Here is a 17,838-nt window from a genome sequence, read left to right as displayed (position 1 = left end):
TCTGGCTTCGATGAACTGAAGCGCAACCGCTGCCGAAAACCGCGTAACTCGTTGAATCTCAAGGAGTTTTCCGTTTCGACTGCGCCGGAAGTGGGGCGAATTATAGACCTGTAGAATCTGCCGTCAAGGGCTAATTACGCTTTTGTTGCAGAAGATGCTTTTTTAGCAAGAACCCGGGGAATCCGGCGCATGACTGACGGCACGCGCAACAACAGCAATAACGCACCTATAGATGCATACACCGCCCACTCCTTCAGATCGGCCCGGACAATCCAGAGCATATGCAGCAATCCAAGCCCGAGAATGAAATACACCAACCGATGCAGCTTTTTCCAGCGTGCGCCCAGTCGGCGCTGACTGTAACGATTGGACGTGACCGCCAACAGCAATAGAAAGACGAACCCCAGACTACCGACAAAGATATATGGCCGCTTGCGCAGCTCTACACCCAACTGCGACCAATCCAAAGCGAGAATGAATACGCCATAGGCACACAGGTGCAACACGACATAGGCGAAACACCACAACCCTAACTGCCTGCGCACCGCTATCCAACCCGCCCACCCAGTAAGACGCTGCAACGGCGTCATACTTAAAGTGATCAACAGCAACACCAAAGTACCCAAGCCCAGACGATCAACCAAAACCTTGCCGGGGTCTGGCCCCAACACCGAAGCCCAGGCCTCATACAGCCAATACAGGGGCCAGACAGCCGCAGCAATAAAGACGACGACACGCCAGAACGAATAACGCATCAGTAATTCTTCCGAAGATCCATACCGCTATATAGAGAAGCAACCTCGTCCGAGTAGCCATTGAACATCTGCGTTTCTCTTACGTTAGGACTGAACAGTCCACTCGGCAGACGACGCTCCCGCGCCTGAGTCCACCGAGGATGATCAACAGTCGGGTTCACATTTGCGTAAAAACCATATTCGTTGGCCGCAATGCTCTGCCATGTGGTCTTCGGCTGCTCACTGACCAGGCTGATACGCACAATCGACTTCACACTCTTGAAGCCATACTTCCAAGGCACCACCAGTCGCAGAGGCGCACCATTCTGGTTAGGCAGCTCACGCCCATACATCCCTACCGCAAGAATCGCCAATGGATTCATCGCCTCATCAAGACGCAAGCCTTCGACATAAGGCCAGTCGATCAAGGCAAAACCGGAACGCTGACCCGGCATGCTCTTAGGGTCCTGCAGTGTTTCAAAACGAATGAACTTGGCTTTACTGGTTGGCTCCACCTGCTTGAGCAACGCTGAGATTGGAAAGCCTATCCAGGGAATCACCATCGACCAGGCTTCTACGCAGCGAAGTCGATAAATACGCTCCTCCAGGGAGTAGGGCTTCATGAAATCTTCGAGGGTATAGCGTCCAGGCTTGGCGACCTCACCATCAACCACCACACTCCATGGTTCGGTCTTGAGCTCACCCGCGTTGGCCGCCGGATCCCCCTTGTCCGTACCGAACTCATAGAAGTTGTTGTAGTGGGTCGCATCCTTGAAAGGCGTGATCGCCTCTCCCTTGACTGTTACGGCTTGCCACTGGGTGTTGGTCAGCTTGTCAGAAAACCACGCAGGCGCACGGCCAGGCTCTACGTCGGCGTAACGCGCCATATCCTGCGCAACTGCCCAACGTGGCAAACCGGCAAAGGCCATACCTGCTACCGCACCACCCAGCAAGCTGCGTCGAGAGAGATAAAGAGATTCAGGCGTGACATCCGACTCATTGCAGTCGGACGCTTTGGGGAATTTGAACAACATGGCAACTCCGCAGTATTGGAGGACAGATGTACCAATAGACTGCGGAGTATGGAGGAAATTACATCACTCGGCGCTTTTGCGACGACGCAGGTGCAACAGGTACTGGATAGGGCCCGAAGCTGCATAAGCCAGGAACACCAGCAGCAAAATACGTGGCGGATCGCTGAACACCACGGCAAACACCAGCACTACTGCCAGAATCGCTACAAAAGGTACCCGCCCTTTCAGATCCAGGTCCTTGAAGCTGTTGTACTTGATATTGCTGACCATCAACATGCCTGCCGCCGCCACCATCAGCGCCACCAGAAACGACATCTTCGAACCCTGGATACCGTAGTCACTGAAAGCCCAGACAATACCCGCCACCACACCTGCCGCCGCAGGGCTGGCCAGGCCTATGAAATAACGCTTATCAGCAGTTCCCACCTGAGTGTTGAAACGTGCCAGGCGCAGTGCAGCACCCGCCACATAAATAAAGGCGACCATCCAGCCGACCTTACCCATATCGCCAAGAGCCCAACCGAAGGCAAGCAATGCCGGCGCTACGCCAAATGCAACCATATCCGACAGTGAATCGTACTCGGCGCCGAAAGCACTTTGGGTATTGGTCATGCGGGCAACCCGCCCATCCAAACCGTCAAGGACCATAGCGACAAAGATCGCAATAGCGGCAAAGGCAAAGTACTTGCTCGCCCCCGCCGTGTCCCCGGCACTCAGCGCACTCTGGGCACTCATGGAGCTGATAATGGAATAGAACCCCGCGAACAGGTTCGCAGTGGTGAACAGATTCGGCAGAAGATAGATACCACGATGCCGGACTTTACGGCCTTCAGCGTCATGCCCTTCTTCGACATGCTCATCGATCGGTAGCAGGCTTTCGGCGTCAGAGGCCTGGTTTGGCTCTTCGGGACGTTCGCTCATGGACAAATACCTTGCAACGGTGTGAAAAGTTTCGACAGATACCCAAGGGCCGTGATTCGGCCACAAAGGATCCAGCTTTATACCAGAACCTACCCGTCCAAACGAAAAAACGCGGCCTAGGCCGCGTTTTCTCTGACAAGACTCGAACTTAGTTCTTGGCTTTGTCGACGATTTTGTTGGCACCGATCCACGGCATCATCGAACGCAGTTGCTCACCGATGATTTCGATACCGTGAGCAGCGTTGTTACGACGCTTGGCGGTCATCGATGGGTAGCCAGTAGCGCCCTCGCTGATGAACATCTTCGCGTATTCGCCGTCCTGGATGCGCTTCAGAGCGTTGCGCATGGCCTGACGGGATTCGGCGTTGATAACTTCTGGACCAGTCACGTACTCGCCGTACTCGGCGTTGTTGGAGATCGAGTAGTTCATGTTGGCGATACCGCCTTCGTACATGAGGTCAACGATCAGTTTCAGTTCGTGCAGGCACTCGAAATAGGCCATTTCCGGCGCGTAGCCAGCTTCAACCAGAGTTTCGAAACCGGCCTTGACCAGTTCAACGGTACCGCCGCACAGAACAGCCTGCTCGCCGAACAGGTCGGTTTCAGTCTCGTCCTTGAAGGTGGTTTCGATGATGCCGGTACGACCGCCGCCCACGCCAGCCGCGTAGGACAGGGCTACATTCTTGGCATTGCCGGACGCGTCCTGGTAGATAGCGATCAGGTCAGGAATACCGCCGCCCTTGACGAACTCGGAACGCACGGTGTGGCCTGGAGCCTTCGGCGCGATCATGATCACGTCGAGATCGGCACGTGGAACGACCTGGTTGTAGTGGATCGCGAAGCCGTGGGAGAAGGCCAGGGTGGCACCCTTCTTGATGTTCGGCTCGATTTCGTTCTTGTACAGCTGGGACTGGAACTCGTCCGGGGTCAGGATCATGACCAGGTCGGCGCCGGCAACGGCTGCAGCAACGTCGGTCACTTTCAGGCCATGAGCCTCAGCCTTGGCAACAGTGGCCGAGCCTTTGCGCAGGCCTACAGTCACGTCAACACCGGAGTCTTTCAGGTTGCAAGCTTGAGCGTGGCCCTGGGAACCGTAACCGATGATGGCAACTTTCTTGCCCTGGATGATCGACAGGTCGCAGTCTTTATCGTAGAAAACTTTCATGAATTTCCCCTATATCAGGCCGTTCCGGCCATTCGCTAATTTGAGTTAGATGCTCAGTACTTTGTCGCCACGGGCAATCCCGGTGACACCACTGCGTACGGTTTCCAGAATCGACGCGGTGCCGATCGATTGAATGAAACTGTCGAGCTTGTCGCTGGTACCGGTCAATTGAACGGTATACACGCTGGCGCTGACATCAACGATCTGCCCACGGTAAATATCAGTAGTGCGCTTGACCTCGGCGCGCTGTGCACCAGTGGCCTTGATCTTGACCAACATCAGTTCGCGCTCGATGTGAGCACTTTCCGACAGGTCCACCAGCTTCACCACCTCGATCAACTTGTTCAGGTTCTTGGTGATCTGCTCGATGATCTCATCATGACCAACCGTGGTGAGGGTCAGACGCGACAGGGTCGGGTCTTCGGTCGGCGCCACGGTCAAGCTTTCAATGTTGTAGTTACGCTGAGAGAACAGACCGACTACGCGAGACAAAGCGCCCGGTTCGTTTTCCAGAAGCAAGGAAATGATGTGCCGCATGATTAAGTACGCTCCGTCTTGCTCAGCCACATATCGCGCATAGAGCCGTCTTTGATCTGCATCGGATAGACGTGCTCGCTGGTGTCGACCTGGATATCAAGGAATACCAGGCGATCCTTCATGGCGAACGCTTCTTCCATCTTCGGCTTCAGATCCTTCAGATCAGTGATACGCATGCCCACGTGCCCATAGGCCTCAACCAGCTTGACGAAGTCAGGCAGCGACTCCATGTAGGAGTGCGAGTGACGGCTGCCGTAGCTCATGTCCTGCCATTGGCGCACCATGCCCAGCACACCGTTGTTCAGGTTAACGATCTTGACCGGCAGACCGTACTGCAGGCAGGTGGACAGCTCCTGGATATTCATCTGGATACTGCCCTCGCCGGTGACGCAGGCGACATCATTATCCGGAAAGCTCAACTTGACGCCCATGGCTGCCGGGAAACCGAAGCCCATGGTGCCCAGGCCGCCGGAGTTGATCCAGCGATTGGGCTTGTTGAACTTGTAATACTGCGCCGCGAACATCTGGTGCTGGCCCACGTCGGAGGTGACAAAGGCATCGCCCTTGGTCACTTCGCACAGGGTTTCGATCACCGTTTGCGGCTTGATGATGCTGCCGTCGCCCTTGTCGTAAGGGAACAGGCCGCGATCACCACGCCACTCGTCGATCTGCTTCCACCAGCTGGCAACCGTGTCCTTGTTCGGGGTCTCGCCGATTTCCTTGAGCGCCGCGACCATTTCGGTCAGGACACTTTCCACAGGCCCCACGATAGGCACGTCAGCCTTGATGGTCTTGGAAATGGAAGCAGGGTCGATGTCCACATGAATGATCTTGGCGTTCGGGCAGAACTTCGGTGCACCGTTGATAACCCGGTCATCGAAGCGCGCGCCTACCGCAAGAATCACGTCAGCGTGGTGCATGGTCAGGTTTGCCGTGTAGCTGCCGTGCATGCCGAGCATGCCGACGAACTGTCGGTCAGTACCCGGATAGGCGCCCAAGCCCATCAAGGTATTGGTCACTGGCAGATTGAGCATCTTGGCCAGTTCGGTGAGCGGTGCGGAGCCGCCACCAAGGATCACGCCGCCGCCTGCATAAAGCACAGGTCGCTTGGCCGCCAGGAGCATCTCTGCCGCCTTGCGGATTTGCCCGGAATGACCACGGACAGCTGGGCTGTAGGAGCGCAGCTTGGCTTTCTTGGGGAAAACGTATTCGAACTTTTCAGCCGGGTTGGTCATGTCCTTGGGGATATCGACCACTACCGGACCGGGACGACCGGACTGCGCCAGGTAGAAGGCTTTCTTCATGACTTCCGGGATTTCCGAAGCATGCTTGATCATGAAGCTGTGCTTCACGATCGGCCGGGAGATACCGATCATGTCGGTTTCCTGGAACGCATCGGTACCGACCATGGTGCTAGGCACCTGACCGGAAATGATCACCATTGGAATCGAGTCCATATAGGCGGTGGCAATACCGGTAATGGCATTGGTCGCGCCCGGGCCGGAAGTCACCAGTACCACACCGGCTTTACCGGTGGCACGGGCATAGCCGTCAGCCATATGGGTTGCCGCTTGTTCGTGACGAACCAGGATGTGAGTCACTTCCGGCTCTTTGAACAGGGCATCGTAAACATGAAGGAGAGCACCACCTGGGTACCCGTAGATATATTTGACGCCTTCGTCACGCAAAAAGCGGACGAGCATCTCACCGCCAGATAAAAGCTCCACGTTGTTCACCTCTAAAACGCCAGAATACCGCCCTCAAAAGGGAGCGGGTCTTAATAGGTTTACTTCTCAGCAGAGCATGAGCGACGGTGGTCGCCGACTACGTCAGCACTGACTGAGCAAGTATTGGGAGCGCCCCAAAGTGTTGCGGGGTTTTCCCACCCAGCGCGAGGTAACGCGTTGCGGGTGTAGCACTTCGGCGCGGATGTGCGCCTCATGATCTGCTGAGTGGGTCTGCTTCTGGCAGTCCCTCTACAGCGGACTTTGGATTCTTCTGTTTCGTCCCCTTCAAGTCAAGTCGTCTATGTAGTTAATTCGAACTAAGCGCATGAGAACGCAAGAAAAAACCCAAAAACAACCACTGTCTGCACTTCGATTGCGCAATATTCGACAAGCAACTCAGAAATGCGCACCTTGACTTTGGTCATCGGCTTATAGACAGGGACTGGTCAAGGCTGCCGGCAGAACGGCAAGAAGAGCGCTAGGAAGAGCTGAGGAGGACGGTGCCTGGCATCCGAAGGCGACTGCCAGGCATACCTGGCAGTCTCGGATTCAGCGGGTGGCCGCGATGAGTTGATCGAACTCTTTGAGCAACATTCGCAACTGCAGATCGCGCCCCTGCATCGGCCGGGTGGAGAACACCATTTCGGCCATTTCCTGGATACCGGAGGCATTGGGCAGCGGCAGATCCTGCTCCAGGATCATCTTCATGCGCGGCAGGAAGATCCACTGCAGCCACTGCTCGAAATCCAGCGTATCCACGGCAAAAGGCTGAGTACTGGCCAGAGCCTCGGCACTGGGTGCTATCTCGTCCCACAGCCCCTGCACGCGCAACTCACGCTCGATCAGCAGCAACTGCTCGGCGATCTTGGGAAAACGCACATCCATCACAGCGAGACTCGGGCTTTCTGCCGTGCCTGGGCGGCACCAGCTGCATCACCCTGTTTCTCCCGTGCCTGGGCGATCAACTCCCACAAACTCGCCTGAAGATCGGGACGACCATTGGCAAAACTCAGACCGCGACGAGCAAACTGTTCGGCTTGCGGCGCATCACCCTGGGCCATGCGCACCTGAGCCAGGCGGTACAGCACCTGCGGCTCACGTGGAGCAACACGCTGCGCCCGCTCGAGGCTGGAAGAAGCACCGTTCAGGTCACCACTGGACTGCTGCTGTTGCGCAGTGGTTAGCAACGCTAGCACCGGACCGTCCAGTTGCTCATCAGCAGACAGGCCACCGGCACGTGCCGAAGGGATGCCACTGGGCGTGGAAGGCATGTTGTAGCTGCCCTGGTTGATCGGCGCCGGCTGATAGCCGGAGCCGTCCACCGGACCCGGGGTAATAGGCCCGGAGGTAATAGGCCCCGGAGTAATCGGCGAGCTGCTGATCGGCGCCGAAGCCGTTGCGCCACCACCCGGAACCATCACCACCACCCCGGAGTCCTCCGGAATCGCCTGTGCTTGAGCTTGCGCCGGACGCTTGATCGTCGTCTGTCGAAAGCCTCCGGAGGCAGAAATCCGCTCACTGTTGGACACGGCCGTGCCGGAGTCCACGACGGGAATGGAGCCGCGCTGCACACTGGCGCAACCGTTAAGCAACGCCAGAGCTGTAATAGCTGGAACCCACCACTTGTTCACGTCAAACCCTCATCGCTTAGTTCATCCAGCCCTTGACCCAATCCATCACATCGCTACCTGCCGGGGGTTCACCACCGCAGGAGGCGCCGGGAGGCGGTTCGCTGCCGCGAATATACGGCATCTGTACAGCCCCCGGACAGTTGGCATCGGAGCCCTGTCCGGTACGCGAATCGACCCAGGCTTGAACCACGTTGTCCGGCTGCGGCATATCCAGCGGCAGCGGATCGGCCTTGCGCATGAAACTGGTCCACACCTGCAAGGCACCCGTGGCGCCGGTAAACGGCGTCTTGCCATTATCGTCACGACCCAGCCAGACCACCGCCAGCAGGTCCTGGCTGAAGCCCGCGAACCAGCTGTCACGGGAGTCGTTACTGGTACCGGTCTTGCCCGCAAGCGCCAGGGTCTTGGGCAATACGTTGTAAACCGAGCTACCCGTGCCGTCGCGCATCACACGCTGCATCGCACTCTGGATCAGGTAGATAGACCCCGCATCGAATCGCTGCTGAATCTGGAACGGATAACGCTTGAGCGGTTCGCCTTCGGCCGTCAACACGCTGCGAATCCCACGCATTGGCGTATTGAAACCGCCATTGGCCAGGGTCTGGTACATGGTCGCCACTTCGATCGGGCTCATGCCACCGGCTCCCAGCAGCATCGAGGGGAACGCTGGGAACTCCCGGGTAACGCCCAGGCGCCCCAGGGTTTTCAGGACGTTGGGTACGCCCACTTCCAAGCCAAGCCGTGCGGTGGACAAGTTGTAGGAATGGGCCAGGCCCTGGTACAGGAAAACGGTGCCATGGGAACGACGGTCGTAGTTCTGCGGCTTCCACACCTGGCCGTCAGCGCCCTTCACCGAGAAAGCCTCATCGGAAAGCCAACTGGTCAGGGTGTACTGGCTGGGCTTTTCCAGAGCCGTCAGGTAGACCGCAGGCTTGATCAGCGAGCCGATTGGACGCACTGCGTCCAATGCCCGATTGAAACCGGCGAAGCTGGCTTGACGACTGCCGATCATGGCCTGGACTTCACCGGTTTCCGGATTGGTCACCACCATGGCCGCTTCAACGTCTTCCGAGCCCTTGCGTCCAGCCAGGCGTTTGAAGGTATCGTTGACCGAAGCCTCAGCCTTCATCTGCAGGATGGGATCGAAACTGGTGAAGATTCGCAGCCCTTCTTCAGTCAAGTCTTCGTCGCGATAATCTTCTCGCAACTGGCGCTTAACCAGGTCGAGGAAGCCTGGGAACGAGCTGTCCGCCAGGCTGCCGCGCTTGGTCACGCCCAATGGCATTTTTTTCGCAGCTTCAACCTGCTCGGCAGTGGCCACACCCTGTTGCTCAAGCAGGTCGAGCACCAGGTTGCGCCGTTCCAGAGCACGCTCCGGATAACGCCGCGGATTGTAATAGGAAGGACCTTTGACCATCCCCACCAGCAGCGCTACCTGATGCAATTTGAGTTCGGACAGCGGCTGGCTGAAGAAGAACTGGCTGGCCAAACCGAAACCGTGCACCGCTCGCTGACCATCCTGGCCGACAAAAACCTCGTTGAGATAGGCCTCGAGAATCTCGCGCTTGTCGTAATGCAGCTCCAGCAGCAGCGCCATCATGGCTTCATTGAGCTTTCGCGACAGGCTGCGTTCATTGGTCAGGAAGAAGTTCTTCACCAACTGCTGGGTCAGGGTGCTGCCACCCTGGCGCATCTGGCCCGACGAAGTGTTGACCCAGATCGCCCGGGCAATCGACTTCGGTGACACCCCGAAGTGCGAATAGAAGTCACGGTCTTCCACCGCCACCAGGGTTTCCAGCAGGTAGGGGGGAACCTGATCGATCTTGATCAGGATCCGGTCCTCCAGATTTTTCGGGTACAGGCCACCGATCAGCAGCGGCTCCAGCCGCACGACCGCAAGCTTGGCGCCCTTACTGCCGGACAGCTCCGCCACATAGTCACCGGAGAAACGCACGCGAACCGGCTGCGCTTGCTCCAATCCTTCATAGAACTGGAAGCCACGGGTATTCAGATCGACAGTGTTGCCGCTGACCGCAGCAGCACCGGGACCATTGGCGACACTTTCGCGGCGATAGCCCAGGGCATCGAGCTCCGTCAGAAAGTCCTCCTTGCTGAGCTTTTGCCCGACGAACAGCTCCAGCGGACGGGCATAGACCTTGGCCGGGATAGTCCAGCGCTTGCCGGAGAATTTTTCCTGGACCACAGCATCGAGGTAAACCGCAAAGCCAGCGAGCACTACCAAGCCGACCAAACTGAGCTTGAGCGCCCAGCCCAGCCAGGGGCGCAGGCCACCAGAGGGAGTTTTTTTAGCGGAACGAGGGGATCGGGTACGAGTCATGGCGGCGGATTATACGCACTTTATTCATCCTCAACATGCGCCACCCGAGGTTTGCGTTACCCCTCCCAACGGCCATAATGACGCCCTCGATTTTCCCGACTCTAAAGGATCACCCGTGAGCCAGTCACTGATCGCCGCCCTGCAAAACCCCGCTTTGTATCCTCATCCCGTAGAAGGGTTTCAGGTCATCGAAACCCACATCTCCTGGGTACTGCTCACCGGTCCCTTTGCTTATAAAGTGAAGAAGCCGGTGAATTTCGGGTTCCTCGATTTCACCAGCCTGGATGCCCGGGAGCATTTCTGCGGTGAAGAGCTGCGCCTGAACCAGCGCCTGACCCAGGACCTGTACCTGGAAGTCCTGCCGATCACCGGTAGCGCCGAAGCTCCAGAGCTGGGCGGCAACGGCCCGGTCATCGAATACGCGCTGAAAATGCGCCAGTTCCCTCAGAGCCAATTGCTCAGCACCTTGCAAACCAATAGCGAACTGACCACCGCGCACATCGACGAGCTAGCCAAGCAGATCGCCGAGTTCCACCTCAGCGCCCCCAAGGTCCCGGCCGCCCACGAAGCCGGTACACCGGAAAGCGTAATGGCGCCAGTACGCCAGAACTTCGAGCAGATACGCCCCTTCCTCAGCGATAAGGCCGACCTGCAGCAGCTCGAAGCCCTGGAGGCCTGGGCCGAGGCTAGTTTCGAACGCCTCAAGCCACTGCTGGCCCAACGCAAGAGCGAAGGCTTTATCCGTGAGTGCCACGGTGATATCCACCTGGGTAACGCCACTCTTATCGACGGTAAGGTGGTGATTTTCGACTGCATCGAATTCAACGAACCCTTCCGTTTCACTGACGTCTATGCCGACACCGGCTTCCTCGCCATGGACCTGGAAGATCGCGGCCTGAAAAGCCTGGCGCGGCGTTTCATCAGCCAGTACCTGGAACTGACCGGTGACTATCAGGGCCTGGAACTGCTGAACTTCTACAAAGCCTACCGTGCTCTGGTACGCGCCAAAGTCAGCCTGTTCAGCATGCCGGCCGATGCCACTCCGGTGCAGCGCGCCACCACCCTGCGCCAATACCGCAACTACGCCAACCTCGCGGAAAGCTACAGCACCATTCCATCACGCTTCCTGGCGATCACCTCGGGCGTCTCGGCCGTTGGCAAAAGCCGCGTAGCCATGCGTCTGGTGGAGGCATTGGGCGCCGTTCGCCTGCGCTCCGATGTGGAACGCAAGCGTCTGTTCGGCGAGCAACAAGTGCCGAACGACCCTCACGCCGGTATCTACAGCAGCGAAGCCAGCAGCGCCACCTACACCCGCCTGCATGAAATTGCCGAAACTATTCTGCGCGCTGGTTTCCCAGTCGTGATCGACGCTACCTACCTCAAGCGCGCGCAGCGGGATGCCGCAGCCAAGGTGGCCGAAGCCACCGGCACCCCTTGCCTGATCATCGACTGCAACGCACCCGAGGCAGTGGTCGCCAGCTGGTTGGCTCAACGTCAAGCCGATCAGAACGATCCTTCCGATGCCACTCTGGAAGTGATCGCCACCCAGCAAGCCACGCGTGAGGCCCTGACCGACGAAGAGCTGCTACGCAGCAAGCGCATCGAAACCAACGAAAGCGGTAGCCTGGATGCCCTGGTTGCCAACATTCGTCAGCGCCTCCCAGGCCTGTAAGCAGTAATTTCAGCCGTGAAGTGCAAAGACTTCACGGCTGAAAAATAGTGGCACTATACTGGCGTCATAAATCCAACACTGGTGACGTCGCCATGAGCCAACCGAAACTTCTGGATACTCCGCTTTACGCCCTGCTGCATAGAGACGACATCGTCGGTTTCAACCGCGAACGTCCAAAGGATCAACCCATCGACATGCGTGGCGGTGACTTCCGCGGCCTCGACCTGCGACAGTTGAACGCTCAGGGCATCGACTTCACTGACGCCTACTTCCGTTCCGCCGATCTGCGTGGCCTGGACCTGCGCAATGCCACCATGGAAGGCGCCAGCCTGGCTCATGCGCAAATCTCTGGCGCCTACTTCCCGGTAGAACTGACTGCCGACGAAATCCTCATGTCGGTCAACTTCGGTACCCGCCTGCGGTACAACACCCGCTGAAACCCCTGCACTGCTCTGTCCGGCGCCCAACTGCGCGCCGGACCCGCGACATCCCCATTGCTCCCTTACCCTGCAAGGCCCGAGCGCCCTCGCTGCCTCGCCCTGATCCCCCCTCCTTAGAAGCATTTGCGCCAAACCCGACCAAAGAACAGCGCGTTTTCTACTGAGCGCTACACTCCTTTGAGGCTGCCCACTCACCATTCGGCCATCGCCAGGAGGCTTAATGAATGATGAACTGCAACATTTGAAGAACCTTGGCAAGACCTCCGCACAATGGCTGCATGCAGTGGGCATCCATAGTGCTTCGGACTTGCGCCGCCTGGGCGCGGTAGACGCCTATCGGGCGGTGCGCACCCGCGGTTTTCGCGCCTCTAAAGTCCTGCTATACGCCATTGAAGGAGCCTTGATGGACATGCACTGGAACGACCTTCCTGCTGAACGCAAAGAGGCGTTGAACAAACAGCTGGACGCCATTTCCTCTCGCCACAAAAACTGACTGGCAGAACCTTATGTATCTGATGGGGGAGCAACCGGCCTACGCCGATGCCTTGATCAACCGTCTGCAAAGTATCCCGACGCAACTACTGGCGGGACTTTCACCCAGCGGTTCAGCCCTGGAATTTGAAGCTGTAGCGGACCTGTCCAGCGCACTGCCCGGTCACCAACTGTTCCTCCTCGACAGCGGCGTGATCCAGGCCAGCGTTGACGAACGACCACTTTTTTACCTGCATGAAGGGGATCTGGTGGGGTTGCGTCGAGGTATCGAGCAGCCACAGTGGCACTTGAGCAGCGACACACCACTGATATTGACCCCCTATTTGCGGACCGACGTGTTCCGGCATATCTACGCCGACGAACAGCGCTCGGAACTGTTGCTGCAATACCTGATTGGCCAGACCGCCCTACTCTCTGATGCAGTAGCTCGCTTGAAACCTCCGGAATTACGCAGCAACAACGGCTTCAAACGGGTAGCTTCAGGCGAGGTTCTGATTGCTCAGGGGGATGAGGCGGATCATGTCTTCGTGATTCTCGAAGGACACGCCCAAGCCTTTGTCGATGGCCACAAAGTTGGCGATGTACCCAAGGATGAGATTTTTGGCGCCATGGCAGTCTTCACCGGAGAGAAACGCAGCGCCAGTGTGATCGCCAGCGAGCCGAGCACGATCATGCTGATTCCCAAGGAGCAGTTCCTCAGCCTGACCCAGAGCAATCCACGCATCGCCCACAGCCTGATCGAGAGCATGGCACGGCGCATCGACCTGCTGAACAAGGAAGTGACCCGTCTCATGGCCTTGAGCAGCCCGAGCCAAGATTGAACCAGCAGAGGATCCAAACAAGCGTTTAGCGAAATATGCGAAAACTGAAAAAGCCTTGTTGACTTCGAAATGAGAATCGTTATGATTATCACAACTGGTCGCGAGATCAGTCGATAACCTGGAAGACCAGTGGTTCGGACTCTCAGATTATCTCCTCATCAGGCTAATCACGGTTATTTGACCCGGCTCTTGCCGGGTCTTTTTTTGCCGGTGAAAAAGTGAGCCATTCAAGGTTTCAATTGCGCACAGTAATCCTTGGGTGGCTGGGGTGGCGTGTACCAGACGTAATCGGCCGATGCCGGGGAAACCTCACTTCCCTGCTCCGCCAGAATCAGCACCACAACTTCCTGCCCCTGATCCAGATCAGCCATATGCAAGGGCACCCCAAGATCTCGGCGCCCATGAAAAGATCCGGCAAACAGCAAGGCTGGAGTCGGTGCTGCCAGCAGCCGCTCGGCCATGCGCCGATCCCGCTGTTGCTGCACCGCCAGCATGGACGGCACCTGGCTTTCGGGCAGTAGGCCACAGTGGGACTCGCGAATTTGCGCGGACAAGAGCTGAGTCACCGGGCGGGCATTGCTCCGCGCCCCGGACAGAACAGGCGCCTGTGCATAAATCCTGCGCACGTCCTGAGTGTTCAGATTGGCTGCCAGCAAGGGATAGGGCTGCTTCAACGCATACCCCACCAGCGGACCGTAGAGACTCCAGTCCCAACCCGGTTGCCAGGCCAACGTAGCGGGTAATCCTTCAGGCAAACGCCGCCCATCCAGGGACCGCTTGACCTCATCGACTTTTGATTGCTGATCCGGATTGAGCATTTCCAACAACAGACTGCCCTGTTGCCGCTCCGCGGACATAGAGCGCAAGAGCCAGAGTTGCAACGCGTGATGATCGGCGTTGTCATGCTGCTCACCGACTATCAGCCTGGGCGCCTGTGCCAGGCGTTCAACCAGCTCGCCTGGGCTCAGCGCCTCACCATTGTGCAGATCAATAATGTTGCCTGGCTCCCGCGCAACCGGGGGCGGCAGCGTTTCCGGCATGCTGTGACAGGCCGCCAGCAACAAGGCCAGCAGTAGCGAGAGTGCACGCATCAGGTCTCTCCGTGTGTCAGATCAACGGGCAATGATCAACGGATGCCCGCGTTCAGGGTGCTGCTGCACCAGAACCTCCAGGCCGAACACCGCTTGCAACGGCTCGGAACGCAGCACCTCGGCTGGCGTCCCCAACGAATGCGGGCGTCCGCCTTCAAGCAGCAATACCCGATCACAGTAGCGCGCCGCCAGATTCAGGTCATGGAGGATAATCAGCACCGCCGCGCCGCGATCGGCAAACTCCCGGACGGCCTGCAAGGTGATGTGTTGATGCAACGGGTCGAGGGCAGACGTGGGCTCATCCAGCAACAGGTTGTGCCCACTCTGTCCTGGCCACAATTGCGCCAGGACCCGCGCCAGATGCACCCGCTGCCGCTCTCCACCCGACAACGCCAGGTAGCTGCGCCCCGACAGATGCATCACATCGGCCGCTTCCAGCGCGGCACTGACTATCTGCGCGTCACGCACGCGACCACTCTGATGGGGCAAGCGCCCAAGCCCCACCACTTCCTCGACCCGAAAAGCGAAGTCCAGACTCGACGCCTGAGGCAACACCGCCAGACGTTGCGCCCGCAATGTACCCTGCCACTGCGCCAACTCTTGCCCATCCAGCGACACTCGGCCCTGGTGGGCCGCCAACTCTCCACTCATGGCTCCGAGCAGACTGCTTTTACCGGCGCCATTGGGTCCAAGCACCCCCAATACCTGGCCCGGCAACAATTGCAGGTCCACGCCGGACAGAACATCTTTACCACCACGGCGGACATGCAGATTCTCGACTCGCAGCATCAGGCGCGCCCTCGCAACAACAGGTACAGAAAGAACGGGGCGCCGATAAAAGCGGTGACGATACCGATGGGCAATTCGGCTGGTGCCAGCGCCAGACGCGCCACCAGGTCAGCCAACAGCAGCAAGCTGGCCCCCGCCAGGATCGATGCCGGAAGCAAGGTGCGGTGATCCGGCCCCGACAGCAGGCGCACCAGATGGGGCACCACCAGTCCGACAAAACCTATCATCCCCGCTGCAGCCACGGCAGCTCCCACGCCCAGGGCAGTACAGAACACCAGCTCGCGCTTGAGTCCTTCGACATCGATCCCCAAATGCTTGGCCTCGGACTCGCCCAGTAGCAGCGCATTCAATGCCGTGGCCCGACGAGGCAACCACAGAGCTACCGCAGCCGTCACCAGCAGCAGCGGCCACAACCGCTGGTAACTGGCACCGTTCAGGCTGCCCAGGTTCCAGAAGGTCAAGGTTCGCAAGGTGGCATCATCCGCCAGGTAGGTGAACAAGCCCACAGCCGAGCTGGCCAGAGCCGTCAAGGCTATTCCCGCCAGCAACATGGTTGCTACATGAGTCTGGCCATTGCGCCGGCCAAGACGATAGACCAGCGCCGTAACTCCCAGGCCACCCAGAAAGGCACAGAGTGAAAGCAGGTAAGGGCCAATGGCTTCCGGTACACCGCCGAACATCGAGCCGCCAACAATGGCGATCGCCGCGCCCAACGCTGCTCCACTGGACACCCCCACCAGCCCCGGATCCGCCAGGGGATTGCGAAACAGTCCCTGCATGGCCACGCCGGACAGCGCCAGCACTCCACCCACTGCAAGGCCAAGCAAGGTCCGCGGCAAGCGGATCTGCCCGAGGATCAGCTCCGCCTGCTCCAGCCCCTGCCCATTGATCGGTATTCCAAGCAAGCGCAGGGCGGCGCGCAAGGTATCGAACAGGGGCAGGCTGACCGGCCCCAAGGCCAGTGACAGCCAAATAGCCAGGAGGCACAGGGCTCCCAACCCGAGAAACAGCGTTCTAGGTTTGACCAGACGACTCATTGGGCCGACTTGGCCTGGGGGTAGAACGCTGCCGCCAGGCGCTTCAGGCTATCCGGCAACCGAGGCCCCAAGCCCCCCACCAGCAAGGTCGGATCCAATTCGACCACCCGCCCAGCCTTGACCGCCGCAGTAGACGCCAGCACCGGGTTTTCCTTGAACAGCGCAGCACGGGCCGCGTCGCCGCTCAGACTGCGATCGGAAAACACCAGGACTTGCGGACTCAAGCCGGCCAAGGACTCCACCGAAAACGGCTTGTAGCCGGTATGGGTCGCCAAGTTGTGCCCACCGGCCTGCTGCAGGAGCCAGTCCGCCGCAGTGTCCTTGCCGGCAATCAGCGGTTTACCGCCGGCATGTCCCAGCAGCAGCAATACTCCCGGCGCCGCCTGGGCCTTCTGTGCCTCACTGACCCAGGCGTGTTGCTGTTCAAGCTGCTTTTGATAGTCCTGAAACAGCTCTGCGGCTTGCGCCTCGCGGCCCAGTAGTTGCCCCAGATGCCGCAAAGTGTGCTGCAAGGTAGGAAGATCGGCCTGGGCAGAAAACAGCTCGACCCTGACCCCGGCGCTACGAATCTGTGACAGCACCGGTGGCGGGCCCATTTCCTCTGTACCCACCAGAATCTGCGGCCGCAGGCTCAGGATGCCTTCCGCCGATAGCTGCCGTTGATAGCCAATGCTGGGCAGCGCCTTGAGTGATGCCGGGTGCTGGCTGGTGGTGTCGACCCCTACCAGCTTCGACTCCGCGCCCAGAGCTGTTACCCACTCAGACAAGGCCCCACCAGCACTGACCCAACGCTGCGGCAACTCATCGGCGGTGGCCCACTGGCTCACCAGCATTCCGGCACAGAACGCAATGGCGCTGGCACTCAGGCGCATAAGTACATTTCCTTTATAGACGTGGGGCCCGCGAAGCAGCTGTCCATGTGACATGCCAGGCAGAGCAGGCATCGAAATGAGCAAGCACCCCGTGTCGGGCGAGGCGGCCATTTGATAATTGTTTTCATTTAGCAGTCAAGCGTCGACATGTTTCATCCTGCCGCCACGGAAAAACTGTGACAGCCTTAGCGCAGAGCCTTGGGACCAAGAGGATAGACATGAAATTTCTTTGCGCCGGGAGTGACCTTCCCGAGGCCGGTAGCCGGGGTTTCCAGCTTGCGGGTTTGAAGCTCTTTGCCGTGCGCCGCGAGGGGCAGGCCTACGTGTATGCCAATCAGTGCCCGCACCGAGGAGTCCCCCTGGAATGGCAACCTGATCAGTTCCTCGATCCCAGCGCCAGCCTGATCCAGTGCGCCACCCATGGCGCACTGTTTCTGATCGAGAGTGGCGAATGTGTGGCAGGGCCATGCGCCGGACAGTTCCTGAGGGCTATCGACTGCAGGGAAGACAGTCAGGGCATCTGGGTCGATCTTTAAC

At 58.6% G+C, this 17,838-nt stretch carries 18 protein-coding genes; 5 read left to right on the top strand and 13 right to left on the bottom strand.

Going from position 1 to position 17,838, the window contains the following annotated elements; genetic code table 11:
- Window positions 1-134: 134 nt before the first annotated feature.
- The 9 genes from msrQ to mrcB form a co-directional block, all read right to left on the bottom strand.
- Window positions 135-755: a protein-methionine-sulfoxide reductase heme-binding subunit MsrQ gene (gene msrQ, locus J5M73_RS28035; protein ID WP_102865507.1), complete on the bottom strand. Its 621-nt coding sequence runs from the start codon at window positions 753-755 to the stop codon at window positions 135-137.
- Entirely contained in the window at window positions 755-1,768 is a 1,014-nt protein-coding gene (gene msrP / locus J5M73_RS28030; protein ID WP_102865506.1) for a protein-methionine-sulfoxide reductase catalytic subunit MsrP, read from the bottom strand. Before msrP ends, msrQ begins: the two co-directional genes overlap by 1 nt.
- 63 nt (window positions 1,769-1,831) lie before the next feature.
- Complete coding sequence (gene pssA / locus J5M73_RS28025; RefSeq protein WP_102865505.1) at window positions 1,832-2,689, bottom strand: CDP-diacylglycerol--serine O-phosphatidyltransferase; 858 nt, start codon at window positions 2,687-2,689, stop codon at window positions 1,832-1,834.
- A 148-nt stretch (window positions 2,690-2,837) separates the two neighbouring features.
- Entirely contained in the window at window positions 2,838-3,854 is a 1,017-nt protein-coding gene (gene ilvC, locus J5M73_RS28020; RefSeq protein ID WP_007959661.1) for a ketol-acid reductoisomerase, read from the bottom strand.
- A 45-nt stretch (window positions 3,855-3,899) separates the two neighbouring features.
- Entirely contained in the window at window positions 3,900-4,391 is a 492-nt protein-coding gene (gene ilvN / locus J5M73_RS28015; RefSeq protein WP_016964842.1) for an acetolactate synthase small subunit, read from the bottom strand.
- A gap of 2 nt (window positions 4,392-4,393) precedes the next feature.
- Complete coding sequence (locus J5M73_RS28010) at window positions 4,394-6,118, bottom strand: acetolactate synthase 3 large subunit (RefSeq protein ID WP_042940970.1); 1,725 nt, start codon at window positions 6,116-6,118, stop codon at window positions 4,394-4,396.
- Window positions 6,119-6,667: 549 nt separating this feature from the next.
- Window positions 6,668-7,003 (bottom strand): YqcC family protein, encoded by a 336-nt coding sequence (locus J5M73_RS28005; protein ID WP_102865504.1) that lies wholly within the window; start codon window positions 7,001-7,003, stop codon window positions 6,668-6,670.
- Window positions 7,003-7,749, bottom strand: coding sequence for a tetratricopeptide repeat protein (locus tag J5M73_RS28000; RefSeq protein ID WP_102865503.1), 747 nt, complete (start codon window positions 7,747-7,749; stop codon window positions 7,003-7,005). The genes J5M73_RS28005 and J5M73_RS28000 overlap by 1 nt, the downstream gene beginning before the upstream one ends.
- A 16-nt stretch (window positions 7,750-7,765) precedes the next feature.
- Window positions 7,766-10,087, bottom strand: coding sequence for a penicillin-binding protein 1B (mrcB, locus tag J5M73_RS27995; RefSeq protein WP_207816618.1), 2,322 nt, complete (start codon window positions 10,085-10,087; stop codon window positions 7,766-7,768).
- A 115-nt stretch (window positions 10,088-10,202) separates the two neighbouring features.
- Here mrcB and J5M73_RS27990 point away from each other — a divergent pair, with 115 nt between their 5' ends.
- The 4 genes from J5M73_RS27990 (at window position 10,203) to J5M73_RS27975 (ending at window position 13,512) form a co-directional block, all read left to right on the top strand.
- Window positions 10,203-11,759, top strand: a complete 1,557-nt coding sequence (locus J5M73_RS27990; RefSeq protein WP_102865501.1) for a bifunctional aminoglycoside phosphotransferase/ATP-binding protein — start codon at window positions 10,203-10,205, stop codon at window positions 11,757-11,759.
- A gap of 92 nt (window positions 11,760-11,851) precedes the next feature.
- The gene (locus J5M73_RS27985; protein ID WP_102865500.1) at window positions 11,852-12,196 is read left to right on the top strand and encodes a pentapeptide repeat-containing protein; all 345 of its coding nucleotides are present in this window, start codon (window positions 11,852-11,854) and stop codon (window positions 12,194-12,196) included.
- A 223-nt stretch (window positions 12,197-12,419) separates the two neighbouring features.
- The gene (locus J5M73_RS27980; protein ID WP_011063495.1) at window positions 12,420-12,692 is read left to right on the top strand and encodes a TfoX/Sxy family protein; all 273 of its coding nucleotides are present in this window, start codon (window positions 12,420-12,422) and stop codon (window positions 12,690-12,692) included.
- Window positions 12,693-12,705: 13 nt separating this feature from the next.
- Window positions 12,706-13,512, top strand: a complete 807-nt coding sequence (locus J5M73_RS27975; RefSeq protein ID WP_102865499.1) for a cyclic nucleotide-binding domain-containing protein — start codon at window positions 12,706-12,708, stop codon at window positions 13,510-13,512.
- Between the two features lie 227 nt (window positions 13,513-13,739).
- On the opposite strand, the gene J5M73_RS27970 is transcribed toward J5M73_RS27975, so the two are convergent.
- The 4 genes from J5M73_RS27970 to J5M73_RS27955 are packed head-to-tail and all read right to left on the bottom strand — an operon-like array spanning window position 13,740 to window position 17,301.
- A complete protein-coding gene (locus tag J5M73_RS27970) occupies window positions 13,740-14,603 on the bottom strand; it encodes a ChaN family lipoprotein (protein WP_102865498.1) in 864 nt (287 codons plus the stop codon).
- A gap of 21 nt (window positions 14,604-14,624) precedes the next feature.
- Window positions 14,625-15,392 carry a heme ABC transporter ATP-binding protein gene (locus tag J5M73_RS27965; RefSeq protein ID WP_102865497.1) on the bottom strand — a complete coding sequence of 256 codons (768 nt, stop codon included), beginning with the start codon at window positions 15,390-15,392 and terminating at the stop codon, window positions 14,625-14,627.
- The gene (locus J5M73_RS27960; RefSeq protein WP_102865496.1) at window positions 15,392-16,429 is read right to left on the bottom strand and encodes an iron ABC transporter permease; all 1,038 of its coding nucleotides are present in this window, start codon (window positions 16,427-16,429) and stop codon (window positions 15,392-15,394) included. The genes J5M73_RS27965 and J5M73_RS27960 overlap by 1 nt, the downstream gene beginning before the upstream one ends.
- Entirely contained in the window at window positions 16,426-17,301 is an 876-nt protein-coding gene (locus J5M73_RS27955; protein WP_102865495.1) for an ABC transporter substrate-binding protein, read from the bottom strand. The genes J5M73_RS27960 and J5M73_RS27955 overlap by 4 nt, the downstream gene beginning before the upstream one ends.
- A gap of 218 nt (window positions 17,302-17,519) precedes the next feature.
- On the opposite strand from J5M73_RS27955, the gene J5M73_RS27950 reads away from it, so the two are divergent.
- Window positions 17,520-17,837: a Rieske (2Fe-2S) protein gene (locus J5M73_RS27950; RefSeq protein WP_102865494.1), complete on the top strand. Its 318-nt coding sequence runs from the start codon at window positions 17,520-17,522 to the stop codon at window positions 17,835-17,837.
- The last annotated feature ends 1 nt before the right edge of the window (window position 17,838 follow it).

Origin of the sequence: Pseudomonas sp. 50_B, from assembly GCF_017491625.1 — a bacterium.
In the GTDB taxonomy this organism is placed as follows: Bacteria; Pseudomonadota; Gammaproteobacteria; order Pseudomonadales; family Pseudomonadaceae; genus Aquipseudomonas; species Aquipseudomonas danubii.
This window is presented reverse-complemented; position numbering and strand designations above follow the sequence as displayed.